The organism is Chryseobacterium sp. AC417, from assembly GCF_979258215.1.
On record NZ_OZ409845.1, the window covers coordinates 2,023,580 to 2,047,297 of the forward strand.

Annotated in this window: 17 protein-coding genes; 13 read left to right on the forward strand and 4 right to left on the reverse strand. The window is 35.2% G+C overall.

What is annotated here, in order from left to right; all coding sequences use genetic code 11:
* Window positions 1–55 precede the first annotated feature (55 nt).
* Window positions 56–1,084, forward strand: coding sequence for a hemin-degrading factor (locus ACZZ9T_RS09795; protein ID WP_463441934.1), 1,029 nt, complete (start codon window positions 56–58; stop codon window positions 1,082–1,084).
* 146 nt (window positions 1,085–1,230) lie between these two features.
* Here ACZZ9T_RS09795 and rplS read toward each other — a convergent pair whose 3' ends face one another.
* Window positions 1,231–1,587: a 50S ribosomal protein L19 gene (gene rplS, locus ACZZ9T_RS09800; RefSeq protein ID WP_007846341.1), complete on the reverse strand. Its 357-nt coding sequence runs from the start codon at window positions 1,585–1,587 to the stop codon at window positions 1,231–1,233.
* A gap of 357 nt (window positions 1,588–1,944) precedes the next feature.
* Here rplS and ACZZ9T_RS09805 point away from each other — a divergent pair, with 357 nt between their 5' ends.
* From ACZZ9T_RS09805 to ACZZ9T_RS09820, 4 genes are all read left to right on the forward strand, one after another.
* Complete coding sequence (locus tag ACZZ9T_RS09805; protein WP_463441935.1) at window positions 1,945–4,599, forward strand: fibronectin type III domain-containing protein; 2,655 nt, start codon at window positions 1,945–1,947, stop codon at window positions 4,597–4,599.
* Window positions 4,600–4,809: 210 nt separating this feature from the next.
* Window positions 4,810–6,039, forward strand: a complete 1,230-nt coding sequence (locus ACZZ9T_RS09810; protein WP_463441936.1) for a PKD domain-containing protein — start codon at window positions 4,810–4,812, stop codon at window positions 6,037–6,039.
* A 214-nt stretch (window positions 6,040–6,253) separates the two neighbouring features.
* A complete protein-coding gene (locus ACZZ9T_RS09815) occupies window positions 6,254–6,958 on the forward strand; it encodes a CoA transferase subunit A (RefSeq protein WP_463441937.1) in 705 nt (234 codons plus the stop codon).
* A 133-nt stretch (window positions 6,959–7,091) separates the two neighbouring features.
* Window positions 7,092–7,745 carry a CoA transferase subunit B gene (locus tag ACZZ9T_RS09820; protein WP_463441938.1) on the forward strand — a complete coding sequence of 218 codons (654 nt, stop codon included), beginning with the start codon at window positions 7,092–7,094 and terminating at the stop codon, window positions 7,743–7,745.
* A 119-nt stretch (window positions 7,746–7,864) separates the two neighbouring features.
* On the opposite strand, the gene ACZZ9T_RS09825 is transcribed toward ACZZ9T_RS09820, so the two are convergent.
* Complete coding sequence (locus ACZZ9T_RS09825) at window positions 7,865–8,674, reverse strand: DUF4197 domain-containing protein (protein WP_463441939.1); 810 nt, start codon at window positions 8,672–8,674, stop codon at window positions 7,865–7,867.
* Window positions 8,675–8,778: 104 nt separating this feature from the next.
* Between ACZZ9T_RS09825 and ACZZ9T_RS09830 the strand changes: the two genes are divergently transcribed.
* Together ACZZ9T_RS09830 and ACZZ9T_RS09835 are read left to right on the forward strand one after the other, a co-directional pair.
* Window positions 8,779–11,019, forward strand: a complete 2,241-nt coding sequence (locus ACZZ9T_RS09830; RefSeq protein WP_463441940.1) for a glycoside hydrolase family 20 protein — start codon at window positions 8,779–8,781, stop codon at window positions 11,017–11,019.
* A gap of 52 nt (window positions 11,020–11,071) precedes the next feature.
* Entirely contained in the window at window positions 11,072–12,067 is a 996-nt protein-coding gene (locus ACZZ9T_RS09835) for an isoaspartyl peptidase/L-asparaginase family protein (RefSeq protein WP_463441941.1), read from the forward strand.
* A gap of 68 nt (window positions 12,068–12,135) precedes the next feature.
* Here ACZZ9T_RS09835 and ACZZ9T_RS09840 read toward each other — a convergent pair whose 3' ends face one another.
* Window positions 12,136–14,355 (reverse strand): NADP-dependent isocitrate dehydrogenase, encoded by a 2,220-nt coding sequence (locus ACZZ9T_RS09840; RefSeq protein ID WP_463441942.1) that lies wholly within the window; start codon window positions 14,353–14,355, stop codon window positions 12,136–12,138.
* Window positions 14,356–14,527: 172 nt separating this feature from the next.
* Between ACZZ9T_RS09840 and tpx the strand changes: the two genes are divergently transcribed.
* The 6 genes from tpx (at window position 14,528) to ACZZ9T_RS09870 (ending at window position 22,311) form a co-directional block, all read left to right on the forward strand.
* On the forward strand, window positions 14,528–15,025 hold the full coding sequence (tpx, locus tag ACZZ9T_RS09845) for a thiol peroxidase (protein ID WP_463441943.1): 498 nt from the start codon (window positions 14,528–14,530) through the stop codon (window positions 15,023–15,025).
* Window positions 15,026–15,113: 88 nt separating this feature from the next.
* Window positions 15,114–17,432 carry an adenylate/guanylate cyclase domain-containing protein gene (locus ACZZ9T_RS09850; protein WP_463441944.1) on the forward strand — a complete coding sequence of 773 codons (2,319 nt, stop codon included), beginning with the start codon at window positions 15,114–15,116 and terminating at the stop codon, window positions 17,430–17,432.
* 10 nt (window positions 17,433–17,442) lie between these two features.
* A complete protein-coding gene (locus tag ACZZ9T_RS09855; protein WP_463441945.1) occupies window positions 17,443–19,494 on the forward strand; it encodes an adenylate/guanylate cyclase domain-containing protein in 2,052 nt (683 codons plus the stop codon).
* A 65-nt stretch (window positions 19,495–19,559) separates the two neighbouring features.
* Entirely contained in the window at window positions 19,560–20,114 is a 555-nt protein-coding gene (locus tag ACZZ9T_RS09860) for an HD domain-containing protein (RefSeq protein ID WP_463441946.1), read from the forward strand.
* A gap of 7 nt (window positions 20,115–20,121) precedes the next feature.
* Window positions 20,122–21,000, forward strand: coding sequence for a YitT family protein (locus ACZZ9T_RS09865; RefSeq protein ID WP_463431715.1), 879 nt, complete (start codon window positions 20,122–20,124; stop codon window positions 20,998–21,000).
* Between the two features lie 99 nt (window positions 21,001–21,099).
* Complete coding sequence (locus tag ACZZ9T_RS09870) at window positions 21,100–22,311, forward strand: DUF763 domain-containing protein (RefSeq protein ID WP_463441947.1); 1,212 nt, start codon at window positions 21,100–21,102, stop codon at window positions 22,309–22,311.
* A 73-nt stretch (window positions 22,312–22,384) separates the two neighbouring features.
* Here the strand turns inward: ACZZ9T_RS09870 and ACZZ9T_RS09875 are convergent, their stop codons facing one another.
* Entirely contained in the window at window positions 22,385–23,602 is a 1,218-nt protein-coding gene (locus tag ACZZ9T_RS09875; protein WP_463441948.1) for an aminotransferase class I/II-fold pyridoxal phosphate-dependent enzyme, read from the reverse strand.
* Window positions 23,603–23,718 lie beyond the last annotated feature (116 nt).

Sequence of the window (23,718 nt, forward strand, 5' to 3'; positions counted from 1 at the left end):
TAATGATGAATTAAAATTATCCCTCAATTAATTTTAAACCATAAAAGATAAAATAATGAATACAGTAATTAATGAACTGAAAGAAAAATGGGAATCTTTGAAAACAGAAAATCCTCATTTGAGAATTAGAAATGCAGCACAGCAATTGGGTGTGAGCGAAGCAGAATTGTTACTCACTAACGTTGGAGAAGAGGTGACCGTTCTTAAGCCTGAATTTGCAAATATCTTAACAGAAGTTGAAAAAATGGGTAAGGTGATAGCTCTTACCAGAAACGAAGAATGCGTACACGAAAGAAAAGGAACTTACCTGAATGGTGATTTCAGCAGTCCTCACGCACAGCTTTTTGTGGGAGAAGATATTGATCTGAGAATATTTATGAATCACTGGAAATTCGCTTTTGCAGTAGTAGAAGATGATAAAAAAAGTATTCAGTTCTTCGGGAAAGACGGTTTGGCACTTCATAAAATATATCTAACAAAAGAGAGCAACGTGGATGCTTTTGAAGAAATTATTGCTCAGTTTAAAGCTGAAGACCAAAATGAAAAATTTGAATTTGAAAAAGTTCTTCCAAAAGCTGCTGAAAAAGCAGATTCTGAAATCGATGCAGAAGGTTTCAGAAAAGCGTGGACTGAGCTAAAAGATACCCATGATTTCTTCATGATGACCAGAAAATTCGGAGTTTCAAGAACTCAGGCTTTAAGACTGGCTCCTGAAGGTTATGCTAAAAAAATTGAAACTTCAAAAGTGGTCAATGTGCTTGAAGATGCTTCTGAAAAAAATCTCCCGATCATGATTTTCGTTGGGAACAGAGGGATTATTCAGATTCATACCGGTGAGGTGAAGAAAACGATGTGGCACCAGCAGTGGTTCAATGTGATGGATCCTGATTTTAATCTGCATTTAGATGTAACGAAAATAGCTGAAGCCTGGATCGTGAAAAAACCGACAGATGATGGTGAGGTAACAGCTATCGAAGTATTCAACAAAGAAGGTGATTTTATCGTACAGTTTTTCGGGAAAAGAAAACCGGGTATCCCTGAATTACAGGAATGGAAAGATCTTGTTGCAGATTTGGAAAAGTAGAAAAAGTAACAATTAGATAATTTGATGAAGACCGTTTTGTTCTTGTGGCAAAGCGGTTTTTTTTTGGAAGAAAACTTTAGTTTTTTATAAAATAAAAAGAGACCACTAAAATTAGCAGTCTCTTTTCGTATGTGTTGTTGTCTAAATTATTTTTTCTTGTAAGCAGCGTCTTTAATTCTCGCTTTTTTACCTCTAAGATCTCTGAAGTAGTAAATTCTAGATCTTCTAACTTTACCTCTTCTGTCAACTTCAATTTTTTGAAGAGCCGGCATGTTGATAGGGAAAACTCTCTCTACACCTACATCACCACTCATTTTTCTGATTGTAAAAGTCTTTGTAGAACCTGTTCCTCTCAATTGGATTACAGTTCCTTTGAAGAACTGAGTTCTTGTTTTCTGACCTTCCTTAATCTCGTAATACACAGTGATTGTATCACCAGCTTTGAATTCTGGGAATTCTTTTTTTGTAATGTACTTGTCTTGTACGTACTTTAATAAATCCATTATTAATAAAATAAAATATGTTACGCTAAGCAACTTACACGGACTTCGTCAGAGGTTGAATAACAGGTTGCAAATATATGAAATACTTTTTGAATATGCCAAACAATTTTACGATACTAAAGCATGTTTTTAGTGCTTTTTTTCAGAGAAAAATTAATGGTTGTTTATTATTAACGTCATTCTGAGTTTATACATGAAATTTATATTTGCCGCATTATAAAAATGAAATCATTCTTTAGTAATTCAACTCAACAAAAATTATCATGAGGCATTATCTATTATTCTTTTTTTTTAGTCGTCCAGCTTACTTATGCTCAGGTTTTGTACCCTTATTTGCAAAATCCGGCTCCTAATTCTATGATTGTCAACTGGAAGACAAGCTCAAACAACGAAACTACTGTTCTTTACGGAAACTCTCCTACGAACCTCAATGTAACTGTAACAGGAACAACCAACATTTTTTCTGATACAGGATATAATAACAATTATTATTATCACACAGCAAAGATTACCAACTTACAGCCCAATACGAAATATTATTATAAAATTAAAACAGGAACCAGCGAGTCGGCAGTCTATAATTTCAGAACGCTTCCTCTTGCGGGGCAACCTGTAACCTCAGATGGTAAAATACGTTTTTTGATCATGGGAGACAACCAGATCAAAGCAGAACCTCGCTATGATTCATTAAATTATAAAGCGTATAAAAAAATAAAAGAAAAGTTTGGAATCAATTCAGATCCTTCAGACAATATCGCTTTAACTTTTATGGTGGGAGATCAGGTTGACGTAGGAACTCTGGATCATTATGAAAATGTACATTTTAAGAAAAATAGAAAATTGTCACCTTACCTTCCGATTCTTACAACAGTAGGAAACCACGAAACCTATGGTACGATGGGAATGAATTCTTACTATGCGCATTTTAATATTGATGAAATAAGTTATAAAAATATCACATCGGGTAACGAAAACTACTACGCACATCAAGCCGGAAACGTTTTGTTTGTAAGTTTAAGTTCAGAACATACAGGATCTGCACAGCAAACATGGCTTCAACAGGTTTTAAATGCTGCCAATACCGATACTACAGTCGACTGGATCATTTCTTTAAGTCACAGACCGTATCAGGCAGAGCAATATGTGGGTGATATTTCTACTTGGGTAAGAAACAATGCGGTGCCACTTTTGGCAGGTTCAGAAAAATATTTGATGCATGTAGGAGCTCACCATCACCTTTACCACAGAGGTCAGTTAAAAAACACTCCAAATTATCAGATTATATCAGGCGGAACGGCTTGGGATCAATATTGGGGAATGTCTACAGAGCAGGATTTTGATGACGTACAAAAAACACTGACAGATTGGACGTATCAAATCATCGAAGTAGATGTTGCTAATGGAAAAGTAGATATCGAAAGTTATTCTATCGGAGGTATTTATACTCAGAAAGATAATGTATTGATCGATTCATTCCACCGTTATAAAAATAAGCCTAAACCGGTAAAGCCGATGATCACCAATACATTTTCGGCACCGATCACTTTACCTTTAACTTTGAATGGAAGCGCATTCTCTTCGCCGGCAAATGAACTATTAAACAGTACTCAGTTTTTAGTAAGTAAAGTGGCTGACTTTTCTGTAATCGAAAAAGATTTTTACAGAGATTACGAAAACTGGTTCGGAAAAGACGGAAACGGAAATCCGGATCTTACTAAAAACATCAATGCAGGTGTAGATATTACGAAAATGACATTCGCTGCCAATTCTATAACCAACGGAACGTATTACGTGAAAACCCGCTACAGAGACAGAAATATGGAATGGAGCGACTGGAGCGATGTGAAACAGTTTCAGGTAACAGGAAGTGTAGTTTCTAACCCGAGTTTTACTTTAGATAAAACAGAATATCTCCAGAATGAAGCCATCACAGTAACTTATAATGATGGGCCGGGAAATCAGCAGGATTGGGTAGGACTTTACAAAAAAGGTCAAAACCCGGCGACCACAACTTCCCAAGGCTTTGTATACACCAACGGGCAAACTTCAGGGATAGCCAGCTTTCCCAATGGTTTGGCAACTAAAGGTCAGTATTTTGCAGGATTTTTTGCCAATAATGGTTATACAGACATTGCTCAGAAGAAAAACTTTTATGTAGGACCAAAAGTTGTGCTTCAGACAACTGCCAACAATTATCCGGTTGGTGGTACGGTGGTAGTGAACTACAGTAATGCACCCAATTTAGTAAAAGACTGGATCGGAATTTACAAAATGGGGCAGGTTCCCGGCCCGACTCCCGCATCAAAATGGAGTTATGTAAATGCTGCTGCAGGTACTCTGAATTTTACAGGACTTCCGAAAGGTTATTACTACGCTCAGTATTTTCTTGAAGACGGTTATAATACTGTAGGAGAGAAGGTTTTCTTCAAAGTAGGTGATATTGTTACAGAACTTTGGATCAATAAGCCAGTGTATACTTTAGGTGAAAATATTACCGCTTCATGGACAGATTCTCCGGGAATCATCAAAGACTGGTTGGGAGTTTATCCTCAGAGTGTCTCTATTCCGGATGATAATTTTATTTCTTACACTTATTTCGATGGCGTTACCCAGGGTACGAAAACCATCACAGGAAATGTAAATGGAGTACCAACTACAGCAGGTAATTATTACATGGTGATGTTCACCAACGATTCGTATACCGAAGTTTCAAACAGAGTACAGTTTCAGGTAACCTCACCAACTTTAGGAACTGCAGAAACGAATAATAAAACCGAGAAAAATGTAGTTTTATATCCTAATCCTACAAAACCGGGACAGCCAAGTTTCATAAAAAGTGATTATCCGATTGATAAGATTGAGTTGTTATCTGCAACAGGTCAACTTTTATATAGATCGGAAAACGTTCAGAATCAACGTTTTTCTTTGGTCAACGAGAATCTTCCAAAAGGTGTTTATTTTGTAAAAGTATATACCAGGAAATTATTTACTTTAAAATTGATTATCGAATAAAACGATTCATAATTTACTGATAAAGAGCGGAACTTGTTTCCGCTTTTTTCGTTTTAAAACCTTTTGTAAATTATTTTTAGAGTAAATCTATTTTATCTTTCTCAAAATTGATGATAAAATATTTAAGAGTGTATTGTTTTTTTAATATATTTACTTATAAAATTCCATAATTAGGAATATTTACAATAATTTATTAACTATTTTTTTACTATGAATAAAATATTTACATTATTAGCCTTTGTGTTTTTTCTTAATCTTTCAGGGCAAACAGATCAGGTATTGTTTGTAGGAAATAGCATGACTTATTATAATAATATGCCGGAATTGTTTAAAAATATAGCGATTGATAAAGGAAAAACAGTGGAAGTCACTTCTTATACAGTAGCAGGTACAGGTTTTGTGAATCATGTTAATGATGCGGCATTATATCAGGCAATAAGATCAAAAATATATAAGTATGTCGTTTTACAGCCCGGAACCTCTGAATCTGCTGGGGTTTCTTATCCGGTTAGTGTAACAGCAAACAGAGGAAAAACAATAAGAGATTCTATAAGAAAATACAGTCCGTGTTCAAAAATTTTTCTTTATGAGATACCTTATGGAGTGCCCTCACAAAATGATTACGCTACTTATTTTACTATACAGGGAATGATTAAAGATTCCATAACAAAAATGTCTAATCTTATGCAGGTAGAGATGATTCCTGCAGGAGAATCTGCAAGAGTACATTATACTGCATCCCAAGATTTAGCATTACACGGTAGCTATAATGATATACATCCAAACCTTAACGGAAGTTATCTTGTTGCAGCATCAGTATATGCTACATTATATAAGCAGACTTCTCATCTTTCAGGTTATTTTGGTGGACTACCGCAAAATACAGCACAATACTATCAGCAGATTTCAGGAAATACAGTATTGACAAATCCTGCACAATGGCTCATGAATCTTTACCATATAAATGCCGATTTTTCTGTTTCCGGAAATAATCAGCAGGTTACTTTCAATAATATTTCATCAAATTATGATTCTGTGCTGTGGGATTTCGGAGATGGAGTCACATCTACAACAATAAATCCTATACACCAATATGCAGCATCTGGTACTTACACTGTTTCTTTGACAGTCTATAGAAACTCGTGTTCTTCCAATATTACAAAAACGGTTAATGTGAACCAACTCTTAGTAGCCGAAAGTAAAGCTACGAAGTTAAAATTCTATCCTAATCCTACTTCTGACTTTATATTCTATGAAGGAGAAAAATTATTAGACAGAATAGAGATGTATGATTCTACAGGTAGAAAAGTAACCGGCTGGGAAAAAATAAACCAGAAAACCGGAAAAATTGATATTCATTTATATCCTAAAGGGTTTTATATAATTAGATTTTACTATTCAGATAAAAGTATTCAAAACATAAAAATTCAGAAAGAATAAATCTTTACTACAAAGAAAATCCCCCATATCTTTTAACAATCATCCTCCATCTTGTAGACGATTTTTTTGATTATTTGAAATTTATAAAATGTAAATTCAATCTTATGACCAAATCACAAACCTTTATTTTTTAATAAAATATTCAAATGAATCTTAAATAAATGAAGTTATAAAGAAAAGTATTAAATTTAGCCGACAGAAAATCTAATATTTCATGATAGATAAAAGAGTAAAAAATGCACAAGAAGCTATCGAAGGCATTCACGACGGAATGACTTTGATGCTTGGAGGTTTCGGACTTTGCGGGATTCCGGAAAATTCAATCAACGCATTGGTAGACAGTGGTGTAAAAGAACTTACGTGTATCTCAAACAATGCCGGAGTCGACGATTTCGGATTAGGATTGTTGTTGCAGAAAAAGCAGATCAAAAAAATGATTTCTTCTTACGTTGGAGAAAACGCAGAATTTGAAAGACAGATGCTTTCTGGCGAACTGGATGTTGAATTGACACCACAGGGAACTTTAGCCGAAAAATGCAGAGCTGCACAAGCAGGAATTCCTGCATTCTACACACCAGCAGGTTTTGGAACTGAAGTTGCAGAAGGGAAAGAAGTAAAAGATTTCAACGGAAAACCACATATTCTTGAACATGCTTACGAAGCAGATTATTCTATCGTAAAAGCATGGAAAGGAGATCATGCAGGAAATCTAATTTTTAAAGGTTCGGCAAGAAATTTTAATCATCCAATGGCGGGAGCAGGAAAAATTACCATTGCCGAAGTAGAAGAATTGGTGGCTCCGGGAGAATTAGATCCCAACCAGATTCACATCCCGGGAATTATGATTCAAAGAATCTTCCAAGGCGAAAAATTTGAAAAAAGAATCGAACAAAGAACTGTAAGAAAGAATAATAATTAAATATATTCCTTCAAACACTTCAGTAATTAAAATTTGTGTGACTTTGCTAAGTGGAACGCCTTTGCGAACTTAAAAGCAGTGTCAATCTTTAAAAAAACTTTGCGCTCTTTGCGTTAAAAAAATCAAATTAAAAATGTTAAGTAAAGAAGATATAGCAAAACGTATTTCCAAAGAAGTAAAAGACGGATATTACGTCAACTTAGGAATCGGAATCCCGACATTGGTCGCCAATTACGTTCCGGACAATCTTTCGGTAGAATTCCAAAGTGAAAACGGAGTTTTGGGAATGGGACCATTTCCTTTTGAGGGCGAAGAAGACGCAGATGTCATCAACGCCGGAAAACAGACGATTACCATTCTGGATGGCGGGTCGTTTTTCGATTCTGCATTCAGTTTCGGGATGATCAGAAGTCAGAAAGTTGATCTTACCATTCTTGGAGCGATGGAAGTTTCAGAAAATGGTGACATTGCCAACTGGAAAATTCCCGGTAAAATGGTCAAAGGAATGGGTGGCGCGATGGATTTGGTAGCTTCGGCTGAGAATATTATTGTTGCCATGATGCACGTTAACAAAGCCGGAGAAAGCAAAATACTGAAAAAATGTACACTTCCTTTAACCGGAATCAATTGCGTAAAGAAAGTTGTAACCGAATTGGCAGTTTTGGATGTAACTCCAGCCGGATTTAAATTGGTTGAAAGAGCTCCCGGTGTTTCTGTAGACCACATCATCAAATCAACAGAAGCAGATTTAATCATCGAAGGAGAAATTCCTGAAATGCAATTCTAAATAAAATAAAAAGGGTTATTTCAGTTTTTGAAATAACCCTTTTTATTTTTACTAATTTTAAACAATTCATTGCAGGTTTAACATCTAATGTCTAATATCTAGTGTCTAATATCTAACATTTATTTCCCATCCTGCGCCCCAAAAACCTTCTGCAAAATACTTGTCGTTCTCATTACAGAATTATTCCTGATCCCGCTTTCTTTTTCGGCAACCATTTTAAAAACACCGTTGATGGTTTCATTGGTTACATATTCATTAAGGTCGGTGGAAACAGCATTTCCGGTTAAAGTATTGTATTTTGAAATCAGATTATTCCAAACTTTATCTGCACCTACTTTTCCCAAAGAGGCTTTCACTTTAGGCTGAAAAGCAGTGAAAAGCTGAGATTTTGTTTTTGTTTGTAAATAATTGGTTGCAGAATTATCGCCACCAAGTAAAATATTTTTAGCATCCGTAATGGTCATCGAGGTAATGGCTTTTGTAAAGATCGGGGCAGATTCTGTCACTGCATCTTCTGCGGCTCTGTTGAGTAATTTTACACCCTGATCAGCCAAACTTCCCAATCCGAAAGCACGGAGTTTTGTATCTATAACTCGTAATTTTTCGGGCATTAAAATCTTTACAGCTTCATTTTTCAAAAAACCATCTGTCACGGACAATTTTTTTACCCCTTCAGTTACCCCAAGAGTCAGAGCTTCTTTTAAACCTGATGAAATTTGGGTCGAAGTAAGACTATTGATGTTGATCGTTGGAAATTGTGTATTCGTAGAAGTTGTAGTTGAAGAATTGGTCGTAGTTTTCGTTTTAACCGGCTGGTTAAGGTCAACTCCGGTCTGATTTTTCACGGTAGATTTAATAATATCTAAAATCTGTGCCTGTGCAGAAACTGAAAATAATAATCCGGCCGCCAATAGAAATGTTTTTTTCATCGTTTATTTTATACAAATTTAGATGTTTTGTAGGAGAATAAGTTAAATGATAGAATGAATTTTTGAGAAAATAATTATATTCGCTTTAATCTAAACTCAACAAGATGCTGCGTATTTTTCTGGTCTTTTCTTTATTGATTTCTGCTTTTTCTTTCTCTCAATCAAAACTGAATTTAATTCCTTATCCGCATAAAGTGGAATTTCAAAAAGGAGAATTTATTATTACTGAAACATTGAATTTAGGAGATAATCTTCCAAAACAGGAAACAGAATATCTTAAACAACATCTCAAATTAAAATTTAAAAATGCACAGAAAAAAGATGTTCAATTGTTATATTCAAAATTAGCAAATGAGGGTAAACAGAATTCTGAATTTTATTCTATTGAAGTTTCATCAAAACAAATTCATGTAAAATCTTACACTGACCAGGGTTACTTTTTAGCGGTTCAAACGTTGATTCAATTATTTAAAAATAGCAATAACAGAAGAATTCCCGCATTAATAATTGAAGATGAGCCCAAATTTGCATGGCGAGGAATGCATCTCGATGTCTGCCGTCATTTTTTCACCGTTGCAGAAGTAAAGCAGTACATCGATTATTTAGCAATGTACAAACTGAATACTTTTCATTGGCATCTGACAGACGATCAGGGTTGGAGAATTGAAATTAAAAAATATCCAAAATTGACACAAATCGGGTCAAAACGTAAAGAATCTATGATTGGAGCTTATGTGGATAATACCTTTGATGGAAAACCTTATGGACCTTATTTTTACACGCAGGATGAAATAAAAGACGTCGTAAAATACGCTCATGAAAGGCATATCACAGTAGTTCCGGAAATCGAAATGCCGGGTCACGCTTTGGCGGCGCTCGCCGCTTATCCTGAATTGGCTTGTACAAAGGGACCTTTTGAACCGGCAACAAAATGGGGTGTATTTGATGATGTTTTCTGTCCGAAAGATGAAACTTTTACTTTTTTAGAAAATGTTTTGGATGAAGTGATTCAGCTGTTTCCTTCGCAGTACATTCACATCGGTGGTGATGAATGCCCGAAAACACGATGGAAAGAATGTACACATTGTCAGGATTTGATCAGGAAAAATAATCTGAAGGGTGAGCATGGCTTACAAAGTTATTTTATTCAAAGAATTGAAAAATATGTGAATTCTAAAGGACGGAAAATTATTGGCTGGGACGAGATTCTTGAAGGCGGATTAGCCCCAAATGCTGCTGTAATGAGCTGGACAGGCATAAAAGGCGGAATTGAAGCTGCAAAAACAGATCATTTTGCCGTGATGACTCCCGGAGCATATTGTTATTTTGATCATTATCAAGGCGATCCACAAACTGAACCAAATGCGTTTGGAGGTTTTACGCCTTTGGATAAAGTGTATTCTTACCATCCGATTCCTGCTGAATTAAATGAGGAACAGTCGAAATATATTCTGGGAGTTCAGGCAAATTTATGGACGGAATATATACTTGATTTTAAGCAGGTTCAATACATGATTTTTCCTAGATTATTTGCACTTTCTGAAGTCAGTTGGGGAACTTCAGATCCAAAAAAATATAAAGAATTTGAAAACAGAGTGGTGGAGAATTTTAAAATTTTAGATAAAATGAACATCAATTATGCTAAAAGCATTTACAATATTGCAGGAAAGGTTATTCCTAATAAGATGGGTGTTTCTTATGAACTTTCGACCTCACAAAATTCGAACGGAATTAAGTATACCATTGACGGCAGTGAGCCCACATCGGGTTCTGCAACTTATCAGAATCCGATTTCTGTTTCTAAAGTAATGACTGTAAAATCTGCTTATTTTGAAAATGGAGAATTGAAAAGTGCAGTATCTTCTCAGAATTTTACCCCATCAAAAACTACGGGAAAGACAATTACTTTAGAGCATCACCCAAGTGAAAATTATTCTTTCGGCGGAGCATTTACATTAGTTGACGGAATTGTGGGAAACGTAAAGCAACTGGGAAAAACTTGGCTGGGTTTTCAGGGAAAAGATGTGGTAGCAACCATTGATTTAGGTAAAAAGACAAATTTCTCAGAAGTTTATTTTAATACATTGGATAATAAAGGAAGCTGGATTCATTTGGCTAAATCGGCCTCAGTTTCGATTTCGGATGACGGGAAGAATTTTAAAAAAATCAAAGAAATCGGGAAAGATGAAATTCTTTCAGCAAAAGGGAAAATAACTCTGAAAGCAGGAAATCAAAATGCGAAATTTATTAGAATTAAAATAGAAAACGCAGGTATCATTCCCGCAGGAAATCCCGGAGCAGACTCAAAAGCCTGGCTTTTTGTAGACGAAATAGGAGCGCAATAAGATAATTTCCGATAACTTTAAACTTTACATCCCTGAAAAACCAAATTAAAATATGAATTCACGTAGAAAATTTTTAAAAACCACAGGAATATTATCATCTGCTTTATTGCTGAATCCTTTAGATTTAATCGCTAAAGAATCGTCTGAAAATAACAATAGAGTAATGAATAAACCTATCGTTCTTTCAACCTGGAATTTCGGGATAAAAGCCAATGTAGAAGCCTGGAAGATTTTAGGAAAAGGTGGAAAAGCATTAGATGCGGTTGAAAAAGGTGTTCGTTTGATAGAAAATGATCCCAGCGAAAGAAGTGTGGGATATGGAGGCAGACCAGACAGAGACGGAAGAGTAACTCTGGATGCCTGCATTATGGATGAAAATTACAATATCGGTTCGGTTGCGTGCATAGAAAATATTAAAAATCCAATTTCTGTTGCAAGAGCCGTGATGGAAAAAACACCTCACGTAATGTTGGTTGGTGACGGTGCTTTTGAATTTGCAATTTCGCAAGGGTTTAAAAAAGAAAATCTTCTCACTCCCGAATCTGAAAAAGAATGGAAAGAATGGCTTAAAACCAGTAAATACCAACCCATTGTCAACATAGAAAACCATGATACGATCGGAATGATTGCTTTGGATGCACAAGGAAATCTTTCAGGTGCATGCACTACAAGCGGAATGGCTTACAAAATGCACGGAAGAGTAGGCGATTCTCCTATTATTGGCGCAGGTCTGTTTGTTGATAATGAAGTGGGTGCAGCTACAGCAACAGGTCATGGCGAAGAGATGATAAGAACTGTTGGTTGTCATCTCGTTGTTGAGTTGATGCGACAGGGAAGAACCCCTCAACAGGCTTGTAAAGAAGCGGTAGAAAGAATTGTAAAAATTACGCAAAAAAGAAATAAAAACCTGAAAGACATCCAGGTTGGCTTTATTGCTTTGAATAAAAATGGCGAATACGGATCGTATTGCATTCAGGATGGTTTTGATTTTGCAGTGTATGATCAAAAAGGTAACCGTTTAGAAAAACCTGACTTTGCTTTGAAGTAATAAGTGAAATTTTATTCAATAAAAAAAGCTCCTTTTTTAAAAGGAGCTTTTAAATATCATCTGAGAAATTAAATTCCGTCTACAATTTCATTTAAAACTGTACTTGGTCTCATTGCTTCATATGTTTTGTAGCTATCTGTTTTGTAGTAACCGTCAATATTCTGAGGCTTACCTTGAGCACCAATTAATTCAGAATTGATTACTTCTTCGCTTTCCTGCAATGCTTCTGCTACCGGACCAAATTGTTGAGCCAATTCAGCATCAGCAGTTTGTTTTGCTAAAGCTTCCGCCCAGTACATCGCCAAATAGAAATGAGAACCTCTGTTATCGATTTGTCCGACCTTTCTTGCAGGTGACTTATCTGTAGCTAAGAATTTAGCATTTGCTTCATCTAATGCATCTGCTAAAACCTGAGCTTTTGTATTTCCCTGAGTTTGTGCCAAATGTTCCAAAGAAGCCTGCAATGCTAAGAATTCACCTAAAGAATCCCATCTTAAATAGCCTTCTTCAATAAATTGCTCTACGTGTTTCGGAGCAGAACCTCCGGCTCCTGTTTCGAATAGACCACCGCCGTTCATTAGTGGAACGATAGAAAGCATCTTCGCCGAAGTTCCAAGCTCAAGGATTGGGAAAAGATCCGTTAAATAATCTCTTAATACGTTTCCTGAAACAGAAATCGTATCTTTTCCTTCTCTGGCTCTTTTTAAGGTTTCTGTCATTGCCTCTTTAACGTCAAGAATCTTGATGTCAAGTCCGTTTGTATCATGGTCAGCTAAGTATTTTTCAACTTTTTTGATCATTTCTCTGTCGTGAGCTCTGCCTTTATCTAACCAGAAAATTGCCGGAGTATCTGAAAGTCTTGCTCTGTTTACCGCTAATTTTACCCAGTCCTGAATAGGAGCGTCTTTTGTCTGACACATTCTGAAAATATCCCCGTTTTCAACTTTTTGAGAAAGAAGAATATTTCCTGTCTCGTCCTGAACTTCAATTGTTCCTTCAGCTGTAGCCTGGAAAGTTTTGTCGTGAGATCCGTATTCTTCAGCTTTTTGAGCCATCAAACCAACGTTTGGTACAGAACCCATTGTAGTAGGATCTAATTTTCCGTGAGCTTTCATATCATCAATTACAGACTGATAAAAACCTGCATAAGAACGGTCTGGAATAATACAGATTGTATCTTCTTCTTTACCTTCTTTGTTCCACATTTTTCCTCCGCCTCTTACCAAAGCAGCCATAGAAGCATCAACGATAACGTCAGAAGGAACGTGGAAGTTGGTAATTCCTTTATCAGAATTGACCATTGCCACTCTTGGTCCGTTTGCCAAAGCGGTTTCAATATCAGCTTTAATATCCGCTTCCTGAGCATCTCCTTTTATTTTATCAAAAAGATCCGCAAGACCATTGTTTGGATTCACGTCCAAAGAATCAAAAGTCTCAGCATATTTAGCAAAAACATCTTTGAAAAAAGTTTCAACAATAGCTCCGAATACGATTGGATCAGAGATTTTCATCATTGTTGCTTTCAGGTGAGCCGAAAGAAGTACATTTTTATTTTTAGCTTCTTCTATTGCTTCCTGTACGAAAGATTTTAAAGAATTTAAATTCATGACAGAAGAATCGATTACTTCTCCAGCCTGAAGACCTGCGAAATCTTTCAGTAAAGTTTCTGCACCGTCATTTCCTTTAAAAACGATTTTATATTTTGTAGCATTCTCAAGTGTAGCAGAAGTTTCAGTTCCGTAGAAATCTCCGGTATTCATGTGAGCAACATCAGTTTTGCTGTCTGAAGCCCAGTCGCCCATTCTGTGAGGATTTGCTTTTGCGTAGTTTTTAACGGCTTTTGGAGCACGTCTGTCAGAATTTCCTTCTCTTAACACAGGGTTTACAGCACTTCCCAAAACTTTTGCATACTTAGCTTTTATTGCTTTTTCCTCATCATTCTTTGGTTCAGCAGGATAATCAGGAACTGCAAAACCTTTAGACTGCAATTCAGCAATAGCAGTATCTAATTGTGGTGCAGAAGCAGAAATGTTAGGTAACTTTATAATGTTTGCGTCAGGTTGGGTTGCCAATTCGCCCAATTGAGCTAAAGCATCATCAATTTTCTGATCATCTTTTAAAAACTCTGGGAAGTTTGCTAAAATTCTTCCTGCCAAAGAAATATCCGGAACTGCAATCTCAATGTTTGCAGCTTTTGTAAACGCTTTTACGATCGGTAAAAACGAGTGCGTAGCCAACATTGGAGCCTCATCTGTAAGTGTGTAATAGATTTTTGATTTTTCTGACATTATACTTTTATTTATTATTTAAAGTTTTAGTTTCACAAATTTAGTTAATTTTTAATTTTTTACACTTTAATAGTCAGTAAGATTTTCTACTTTAAGAATTATTTAACCTTTATTTAAAACTAAATCGTATGAAATTTGGCTAAATTTGATAAAACTTATAAAAAAATAAATTATGTCAAATATTACATTAAAAGGAAACGAAGCACATACATTGGGAACACTTCCTACGGTAGGATTTACAATTAAGGATTTTGCTTTGGTAGATTCGGGTTTAAACGTGAAAACTTTAGAAAGCTTTGAAGGGAAAAAAAAAGTGTTTAATATTTTTCCAAGTATTGATACACCCACTTGTGCGTCTTCGGCAAGAAAATTTAATGAAGAAGCAAACAATTTAGAAAATACTGTTGTAATCAACGTTTCAAAAGATTTACCATTTGCTCTTACAAGATTTTGTGCTGCGGAGGGTTTGAATAATGTAGAAACACTTTCAGACTTCAGAGGAAATTTTGGTGACGATTATGAAGTTACCATCACAGATTCTCCGATGAAAGGTCTTTTGAGCCGTGCCGTAATCGTGACCGACGAAAACAATAAAGTAGTTTACACAGAGCAGGTTTCTGAGATTGCCAACGAACCAAATTATGAAGCAGCGTTAGCAGCTTTGAAATAAAAAATAATATTTCTAACTAAATTGAGTCATTCTGTTATTTAATAGAATGATTTTTTTATTTTTGTGAATCAACGACATAACCATCCCATTGAAAAATAAAACTACATCTTTTATTATAATCTGTTTTCTTTTTTATGGGAATACAGTTTTTAAAGCGCAGGAATCGGTCGAGATTCTGGAACTGAAAAAGAAATTATCTTCAGCTAAAACTGATGATGAAAAAATTGACGCTAATAAAAAAATTTTCAGTACCTATTATCCTAAAAATATTGATAGCTCTATCGTTTATGTAAAAAAAATCATGCCTCTTCTGGAAAAAAAGAAAGATCCGGATAAACAGGGCGAAATGCATTTGGTTCTCGCAGAATTGTATTTAGTAAAAGCTGATTTTAATTTATTAGACTTTCATTTGAAAAAAGGGGAGCGGTTTTTAGAAAATTCTACCAATTACAACAGCAAGGCAATGCTGAATCATATGTTTGCACTTTCAAATGTTTACAAAAAGAATAACGATGAAGCTGCGAAATATTTTCAAAAAAATATACAATATTATAAAGAAGGAAAAAATATAAGTAAACATTTTGTAATGTTTGCTTATCAGGGTTTGTTTTCTAATAGTTACACACAAAGTAAATTTGGTGATACTTATGAAGCGGCAAATACATATGTTAATTTTGTGAAAAAGAATTATCCGGATAAACTTAATCAGGCATATGTGGTGTTAGGAAGCTTTTATATAGGAACCAAAAATCATGATAAAGCGATTGATTCTTTTAAAAAAAGTATAGAATTTACCGATAAAAAAGACAAAGAGCAGATTAATGGTACTTACAGTTTATTAGCATTATGTTATGAAGATAAAAAAGAATTAGACTCTGCTAAATATTATCTAGATAAGTCTTATGATTATTTTAAAGATAGTAATTCACCCAGTCTGGCAACAATATATTATGGTTATGCATTGTTGAATAAGCATGCGAAAAACTATACACTGGCAGAAAATTATATACATAAAGCATTAAATTTAATTCCTGCACAGGATATTGCATCAACTAAATTTACTTATCAATCGGTTTTGCACGATATTCAGGTTACAAAATTGCTTTCCGAGAACAATAAATCTTCAAAGGAAGAGATTGAAACTTTGTTAAAAGATTTAAATGCCGAATCTGATTATATAAAAAATACAAAAACTCTTATTGTTCCTCAGCTTGTCATTCAAAACAACCAGAATTTATCTAAAGTACATGAAAAGTTGGGCAACTACGAACAAGCCTTATTTTATCATAAAAAGTACATCGAAGAAAATGAGAAAATATATGGTTTAGAGAAAATGAAACAGCTCTCAAACCTTCAATCAGAAACCGAGCTCAAGAGCCAAAGAATCCGCATAAAATTAGAAGAAGAAACCAAACGCATCCAGCTTCAAAAAGAGATAGAACTAAAAGCACTCCGTTTTGAATTTGAAAAAAAGCAGGCAGCAGCAAAAACCGATGAAGAACGTAAAAGATTATTGCTGGAAGAAGATTTGAGAAGAAAAGAAATTCAGATAAAATTTGAGCAGGAACAGCAGGCGGCTTTGTTAAGATACAACCAGGAAAAAAGTATAGCCAAAATCAACCAGGATAAAAAAGATGCTGTTGCAAAAGCAGATTTAGAAAGTTCCAAAACCCAAAAAAATATGTGGGCAGTCGGTGCCGGTTTATCACTTTTATTATTAGGATTTGCAGCATTTTCATACAATCAAAAACGTAAAGACAACAAGAAGATCGCCGAAGAAAAACAAAAATCTGATGATTTGTTACTCAATATTCTTCCATATGAGATTGCTGAAGAGCTTAAAGAAAAAGGAAAAACGAGTGCAAAACATTTTGATGAGGTTTCGGTTTTATTTACAGATTTTGTCAACTTTACATCAAATTCTGAAAGAATTGGCGTACAGGAAGTTCTTAATGAACTGAATGTCTGTTTCACAGAGTTTGACCGGATTATGGAGAAATACAATTTAGAAAAAATAAAAACCATCGGTGATGCATATCTGGCGGTGAGTGGTTTGCCGGTTTCTAACGATCAGCACGCAAAAAATGCGGTGAATGCAAGTTTAGAAATTCTTTCTTATATTCAACATCGCAAACAGGAGAACCCAAATGCTTTGGATATCAGAATCGGAATTCACTCCGGGCCCGTGATTGCAGGAATTGTGGGTGTAAAAAAGTTCGCTTATGACATTTGGGGAGATACGGTAAATACCGCCGCAAGAATGGAGCAGAACAGTACACCCGGAAAGGTAAATATTTCAGAATTTACATACCATCTCGTGAAAGATCAATTTACTTTTGAGCATCGTGGTAAAATAGAAACCAAAGGTAAAGGCGCGATGGAGATGTATTTCGTTAATCAATCATAAACTAATTACTGTGAGAAAAAATCTACTCAATAAATTCCTGCTTTTTGCAATTATTGTCTTGCAAAATTTTTGCTTTGCACAAAATTCCTTTCAAAAGCCAAGAGTTTTTACCGAAGAAGATATTAAAAACGGCGCATCCATCAAAGACGACAGTAGATTTATTGAAGGCGATAATCCTGCTTTTGCTTTGTCTGAATTTGATGATTCTGCATGGAAGCATGTTAATTTTAATAATTCTATATGGAAGAATCTCAAGTTAAATTCTGAAAAAACAGACGACAAAGAAAAAATCTATTGGATTCGGTACTATTTTAAAATAGATTCTGCTTCTATTGGTGAATCTTTGTGTTTCGACATCAACCAGCTTGGTGCTTCCGAAATTTATCTCAATGGAAAAAAAATCGAGAATATCGGAAAAATCGGGAAGGGAGATGCGAAAAAATTTAAGATGAAAAACAGATATCCAGAGTTATTTACTTTAGATAATACCCGGGTAAATGTTTTAGCCATAAGATTTTTACCGGCCGTTGGAAGCAAAAAAAAGACCATCAATCTGAGTCCTGTTGCCATAAGCATAGATTTGGTTTCGGCTTCTGAATTTGTAAGAGACAAAGCGGAAACTGCTCAGTATTTTAATTTTTACACGATGCTTTTTTGTGGCATATTTGGTGCATTAGGATTTATCCATTTATTGTTATTTATCTTTTATAGAAAAGCAATCTACAATCTGTATTTCTCCATATACAATTTTTCAATTTCGTTGATGAGTTACATGGTATTGCTCTTTTCTGAAATGAGTGATCCTTTAACTCTTGATTCTTATACCTTTTACTCATTTATAGCGTTACTGGCGTTTGGTACATCGCTTACGGGTTTTATAAATACTTTGTTCGGAAGAACTAAAATAAGGCTTAAAGTATTGTTGATTATTTCGGCTGTAATTTTTATTCTCTTTTATTTTAATGCTCCGGCTGCGGGTAGCTTAGCACTTTTCTATCTTTTTTTTGTTGCTTTTGAGTCATTTTATTTAATAATCAGAGCAATGATCAGGAGAGAGAAATCAGCTTTCATTGTCGGTGGTGGAGTTTTGGTGTTTTTTCTTTTTATTGTAATGCTCATCATTTACATGTTTTTAAATAAACTGGGATCCATTGATCTTGAAGAAATGTTCGGAGATGATTTTCTGGGATATGTTTTCATATTTATTTTCATCAGTTTTCCTATTTCCATCTCTGCATATTTGGGTTGGCAATTTGCTTCAACCAATTTAAGTTTGGTAAAACAGCTGGATGAAGTCAGCAGACTTTCGGATATCAATTTAAAGCAAGAACAGGAAAAACAACAGATTCTTCAGAATCAAAATGAATTGCTGGAACAACAGGTTGACGAAAGAACCTTTGAATTGCAAAAAGAAAAACAGAAAACAGAAAATTTATTGCTCAATATTCTTCCATTTGAAGTTGCTGAAGAACTGAAAGAAAACGGAAGTTCTGAAGCCAAATATTACGATGAAGTTACCGTTTTATTTACCGATTTTGTTAATTTTACGCAGAACTCTGAGAAAATGGGAGCCGAAAAAATGCTTGGCGAACTGAACGAATGTTTTACGGCTTTCGATATGATCATGGAAAAACATAGTTTAGAAAAGATAAAAACCATTGGTGATGCCTATTTGGCGGTTTGTGGTCTGCCAGTGAAAAATGAATGTCATGCATATCAGACCGTTTTGGTAGCTTTAGATATTATTGAATTTATCGAGGAAAGAAAAAAGACACATCCTGATGTTCTGGATATCAGAATCGGGATTAACTCCGGTTCCTTGATCGCTGGAATTGTAGGAGTTAAAAAATTTGCCTACGACATTTGGGGAGATACGGTAAATACGGCCGCAAGAATGGAGCAGAACAGCCAGAAAGGAAAGATAAATATTTCTGAAACCACTTATCAACTGGTAAAAGATAAAATAAATTGCGAATACAGAGGGAAAATTCATACCAAAGGAAAAGGCGATATGGATATGTATTTTGCGCTCGGAACTAAAAAAGATGGCGAAACATCTTAACTTAAAATAATTAAAAACCATTCTCTATCTTCAATATGGAATATGAAAAAATAAAAAAAGTCATCTTGAATCTGCTTAAGGAAAAACTTCCGGAGCATCTTTCTTACCATAGTGTTAAGCACATCAAAGATGTAATTGTCTCTGTAGAGCAGATTGCAACATCAGAAAATGTAAATGATGAAGATTTGGTGTTGCTAAAAACGGCGGCATTATTTCACGACACAGGGTTTTTGTACGGTTCTAAAAATCATGAAGAGAAATCCTGCGAAATCGCACAGGAATATCTTCCGGAATACGGTTATTCTCAATCACAGATTGATAAAATAAATGGGATGATTATGGCAACAAAAATTCCGCAGACGCCCTATAATCATTTAGAAGAAATTGTTGCTGATGCAGATCTGGATTATCTTGGCAGAGATGATTTTTTCATCATCGGGGATAAACTATTCGAAGAACTTTCCATGTTTGGAATTGTACACTCTGAACAGGATTGGAATCTTTTGCAGGAGAAATTTCTCGAAAGCCATCATTATTTTACTCAGACTTCTATCCATAACAGAAAGCAGAAGAAACAGGAAAATCTTGATGTCATCAAATTAAAACTAAAAAACTACTGATCATCTTATGAGCTCAGCAACCAAACATGGCCCGCTATTTACCCTGTCAGATATTATTTATCTTGTTTTAGGTGTGATTTTTGCGAGTTTTGCTTTAAAATCTTTTCTCGTTCCCAACCACTTTTTAGATGGTGGCGTTACCGGAATTTCACTTTTATTACACGAAGTTTATCATTGGAATCTTGGTGTTATTTTATTGGTTTTAAATATTCCTTTTATCGTTTTGGCATATTTCCAGATTGGAAAACATTTTGCCATTCGAAGTTTTTTGACAATTTTATTAATCATCATAACCATTTATTTCGTTCCTTTTCCGGAAATGACACATGACAAGTTATTGGTCGCAATGTTTGGCGGATTTTTCATGGGAATCGGTATCGGATTGTCAATGAGAGGTGGCGGAACATTCGATGGTATGGAAGTTTTAGCATTATTGACTTTCAAAAAAAGCAGTTTCAGTATTACTGAGATTATTTTAGGAATGAATGTCATTATCTTCATCATTGCCGCAAAATTTTTAAAAGTAGAAACTGCTTTATATGCAATTATGACCTATCTGGTGGCAAGTCAGATCACAAAATATGTGATTGAAGGAATAGAAGCTTACACAGGCGTTACCATCGTGTCAGGAAACAGCGAAGAGATCAAAAAAGCTTTGGTTTTAACCATGAATAGAGGAATTACGGTTTACAAAGGAGAAAGAGGTTTTATGAAAGAATCTTTTGAACATAGCTCTGAAGCAGATATAATTTTCACGATCGTTACCAGATTGGAAGTTAGAAAATTACAGAATATCGTTCGTGCAATCGATCCGAAAGCATTTATTTTCACCCAAACCGTCAGAGAACCTCAAGGTGGAATTGTGAAGGAAATTATAAAGCATTAAATTTTATATAAAATATGTTTACAGCCTTATGGATTTCGTTCGTAAGGCTGTAATTTTGTAAAAACCAAAAACCAAAAACCAAAAACCAAAAACCAATAAATGAAACGCTCCGGAACTGCCACATTACCCCTTCACTACGGAAAAGTACCGCCTTGGTTGTATGAGCGTATGTCTGTTCTAGGACTTTCGATTGTTGAAGTCATGTTAGCAGATTATGGTAAAGATGAGGTTATAAGAAGATTGGCAGATCCGTTTTGGTTTCAGAGTTTCGGAGCGGTAATGGGGATGGATTGGCATTCTTCAGGAATTACAACTTCCGTAATGGGTGCTTTGAAACGGAGCATCAATCCCAATTCTAAAGAACTTGGGATTTACATCTGTGGCGGAAAAGGCAGATTTTCCAAAGAAACACCCAACGAACTTTTAGTCATTGCCGATAAAACAGGGTTGGATGGTGATAAACTGGTTCGAGCAAGTAAGTTATCTGCTAAGGTTGATAACACCGCAATTCAGGACGGTTACCAGTTATATCTTCATAATTTTATTTTGTCAGACAATGGAAATTGGGCCGTTGTACAACAGGGAATGAACGATTCAGACGGAACAGCACGCCGTTATCATTGGCATTCTGAAAACCTGGAATCTTTCGTAGATGAGCCTCACAAAGGAATTCAGGGAATTAATCAGGGCGAAATTTTAAATTTAACAGCAAATGAAGCTCATGAAAGCAGAAAAGGAATTTTAGAAATTTCTCATACCAATTCGGAAAAGATCATGCAGGATTTTGCTAATTTAATTTTGCCTGCACATCACGATATTCGTGCTTCAGATGTAGACCTGAAAAAATTAGGAACACTTTTGTACATGACCAGAGAAAACCAACCAGAAAATTTTGAAGAATTACTTTTACTGAAAGGAGTAGGACCGAGAACTTTACAAAGTCTGGCATTGGTAAGTGAAGTTATTCACGGTGCCCCTTCAAGATTCAAAGATCCGGCGAGATTTTCTTTTGCACATGGCGGAAAAGACGGTCATCCGTTTCCTGTTCCCATCAACGTTTATGACGAAACCATAGGAATTTTACGAAAAGGAATCGAAAAATCAAAGCTTGGAAATTCTGATAAATTAAAATCTGTCCATAAACTTCACACCATTATTTCGGAAGCAGAAAAAAACTTCACTCCGGATTTCAACATCAATGAAGTCATTGAAGAAGAACGACAAAACTCTTGGCGATTCGGCGGAAAGACGGTTTTTGGCGATGCAAAAAAGCCTTCAGATTCTAAAGGTATTCAACTGTCTTTGTTTTAAATTAAGTTTTTCAATTTCATAAAAAACAAATGCCGTTAATTTCTCAACGGCATTCATTCACAATATCAATTAATTAAACTTTTTCGGTTTGCAGAATGCCTGTTTTCATCATACATTGTTTCATTTTTTGGTAAGTTCTTTTGATATCATGATCCAGACCGATAGAAAATCGTATCAATCCGTCAGAAATTCCCATAGTTTCACGTTCTTCTTCCGGTATTTCAGAGGAAGTTGAGCTTCCGGAACATGAAAATAAAGTTTTATAAAATCCTAAACTTACGGCTAAATAACCCAGGTTTTCCTGCTGCATCATTTCCATTAATTCGTTCGCTTTATCGGTTGTTCCGGCATCGAGAGTTAAAAGTCCTCCGAAACCATATTCTTCATTCATCATGCTCTTCATCAGATCATGATTTTTGTGAGATTTTAACCCTGGATAAGAAACTTTTAAACCATCATTTTCAAATCTTTCAGAAAGATACATCGCGTTGTAGCTGTGCTGTTTCATTCTGATGTGAAGGGTTCTCAGGTTTTTCAAAATGCTTGCGGATCTGAAGCTGTCCATTGTTGGCCCGAGAAGCATACAGGCTCCGTTATTTACATTTTTGGTGTCGTTGATAAATTCCTGAGTACCGCAATAAACTCCGCCTACCGTATCACTGCTGCCATTAATAAATTTAGTTAAACTGTGAATGACAATATCAGCACCTAAAAGGGTGGGTGATATGGAAAGCGGAGAAAAAGTATTGTCTACAATAAGTTTTAAGTTATGTTTTTTACACATTGCGGAAAGTTTTCTAAGGTCAGCAACTTCCAGAAGCGGATTGCTCACACTTTCGCAGTAGATTATTTTTGTGTTGGGCTGAATGGCATTTTCAATCGATTCAAAATTGTTGATATCCACGAAAGTCGTATCAATGTTGAAAGGAGGAAGAAAATTTTTCAGAAAAGCATACGTTCCGCCATAGATCGTTCTGCTTGATATGATATGATCATTGCTTTTGCAAATCTGCATCAGAACTGAAGTTATCGCTCCCATCCCGGATGCGGTAACGTTAGCGGTTTCTGTATTTTCCATTTTTGCCAGCGCCTGAGAAAGGTAAAGGTTCATTGGTGATGAATGTCTTGAATACAGGTAACATCCGTCTGCATTTCCCTCAAAAGTATCAAACATGGTTTTTGCAGACAAAAAAGTATAAGTAGAGCTGTCTGAAATCGATGGGTTTACTCCGCCAAATTCTCCAAAATATTGCAAATCCTGTATTTCGTTTGCTGCATTAAAATGATCCATATTTTTTTGTTTTAAAAATGAATCTTTAAAAGTATTATTACAACATAATTAGTAAAATTCAGATATAAAATCTATAGAAATTAGTTTTTGATGATAAAAAGTTTATTAATTTTAAA

Excerpts from the sequence above, each read along its gene's own strand:
- ACZZ9T_RS09840 (WP_463441942.1), bottom strand. The coding sequence starts at position 14,355 with ATGTCAGAAAAATCAAAAATCTATTACACACTTACAGATGAGGCTCCA.
- ACZZ9T_RS09805 (WP_463441935.1), top strand. The coding sequence starts at position 1,945 with ATGATTGTCAACTGGAAGACAAGCTCAAACAACGAAACTACTGTTCTT.
- ACZZ9T_RS09810 (WP_463441936.1), top strand. The coding sequence starts at position 4,810 with ATGAATAAAATATTTACATTATTAGCCTTTGTGTTTTTTCTTAATCTT.
- ACZZ9T_RS09815 (WP_463441937.1), top strand. The coding sequence starts at position 6,254 with ATGATAGATAAAAGAGTAAAAAATGCACAAGAAGCTATCGAAGGCATT.
- ACZZ9T_RS09875 (WP_463441948.1), bottom strand. The coding sequence starts at position 23,602 with ATGGATCATTTTAATGCAGCAAACGAAATACAGGATTTGCAATATTTT.
- ACZZ9T_RS09820 (WP_463441938.1), top strand. The coding sequence starts at position 7,092 with ATGTTAAGTAAAGAAGATATAGCAAAACGTATTTCCAAAGAAGTAAAA.
- rplS (WP_007846341.1), bottom strand. The coding sequence starts at position 1,587 with ATGGATTTATTAAAGTACGTACAAGACAAGTACATTACAAAAAAAGAA.
- ACZZ9T_RS09830 (WP_463441940.1), top strand. The coding sequence starts at position 8,779 with ATGCTGCGTATTTTTCTGGTCTTTTCTTTATTGATTTCTGCTTTTTCT.
- ACZZ9T_RS09835 (WP_463441941.1), top strand. The coding sequence starts at position 11,072 with ATGAATTCACGTAGAAAATTTTTAAAAACCACAGGAATATTATCATCT.
- tpx (WP_463441943.1), top strand. The coding sequence starts at position 14,528 with ATGTCAAATATTACATTAAAAGGAAACGAAGCACATACATTGGGAACA.
- ACZZ9T_RS09795 (WP_463441934.1), top strand. The coding sequence starts at position 56 with ATGAATACAGTAATTAATGAACTGAAAGAAAAATGGGAATCTTTGAAA.
- ACZZ9T_RS09870 (WP_463441947.1), top strand. The coding sequence starts at position 21,100 with ATGAAACGCTCCGGAACTGCCACATTACCCCTTCACTACGGAAAAGTA.
- ACZZ9T_RS09825 (WP_463441939.1), bottom strand. The coding sequence starts at position 8,674 with ATGAAAAAAACATTTCTATTGGCGGCCGGATTATTATTTTCAGTTTCT.
- ACZZ9T_RS09865 (WP_463431715.1), top strand. The coding sequence starts at position 20,122 with ATGAGCTCAGCAACCAAACATGGCCCGCTATTTACCCTGTCAGATATT.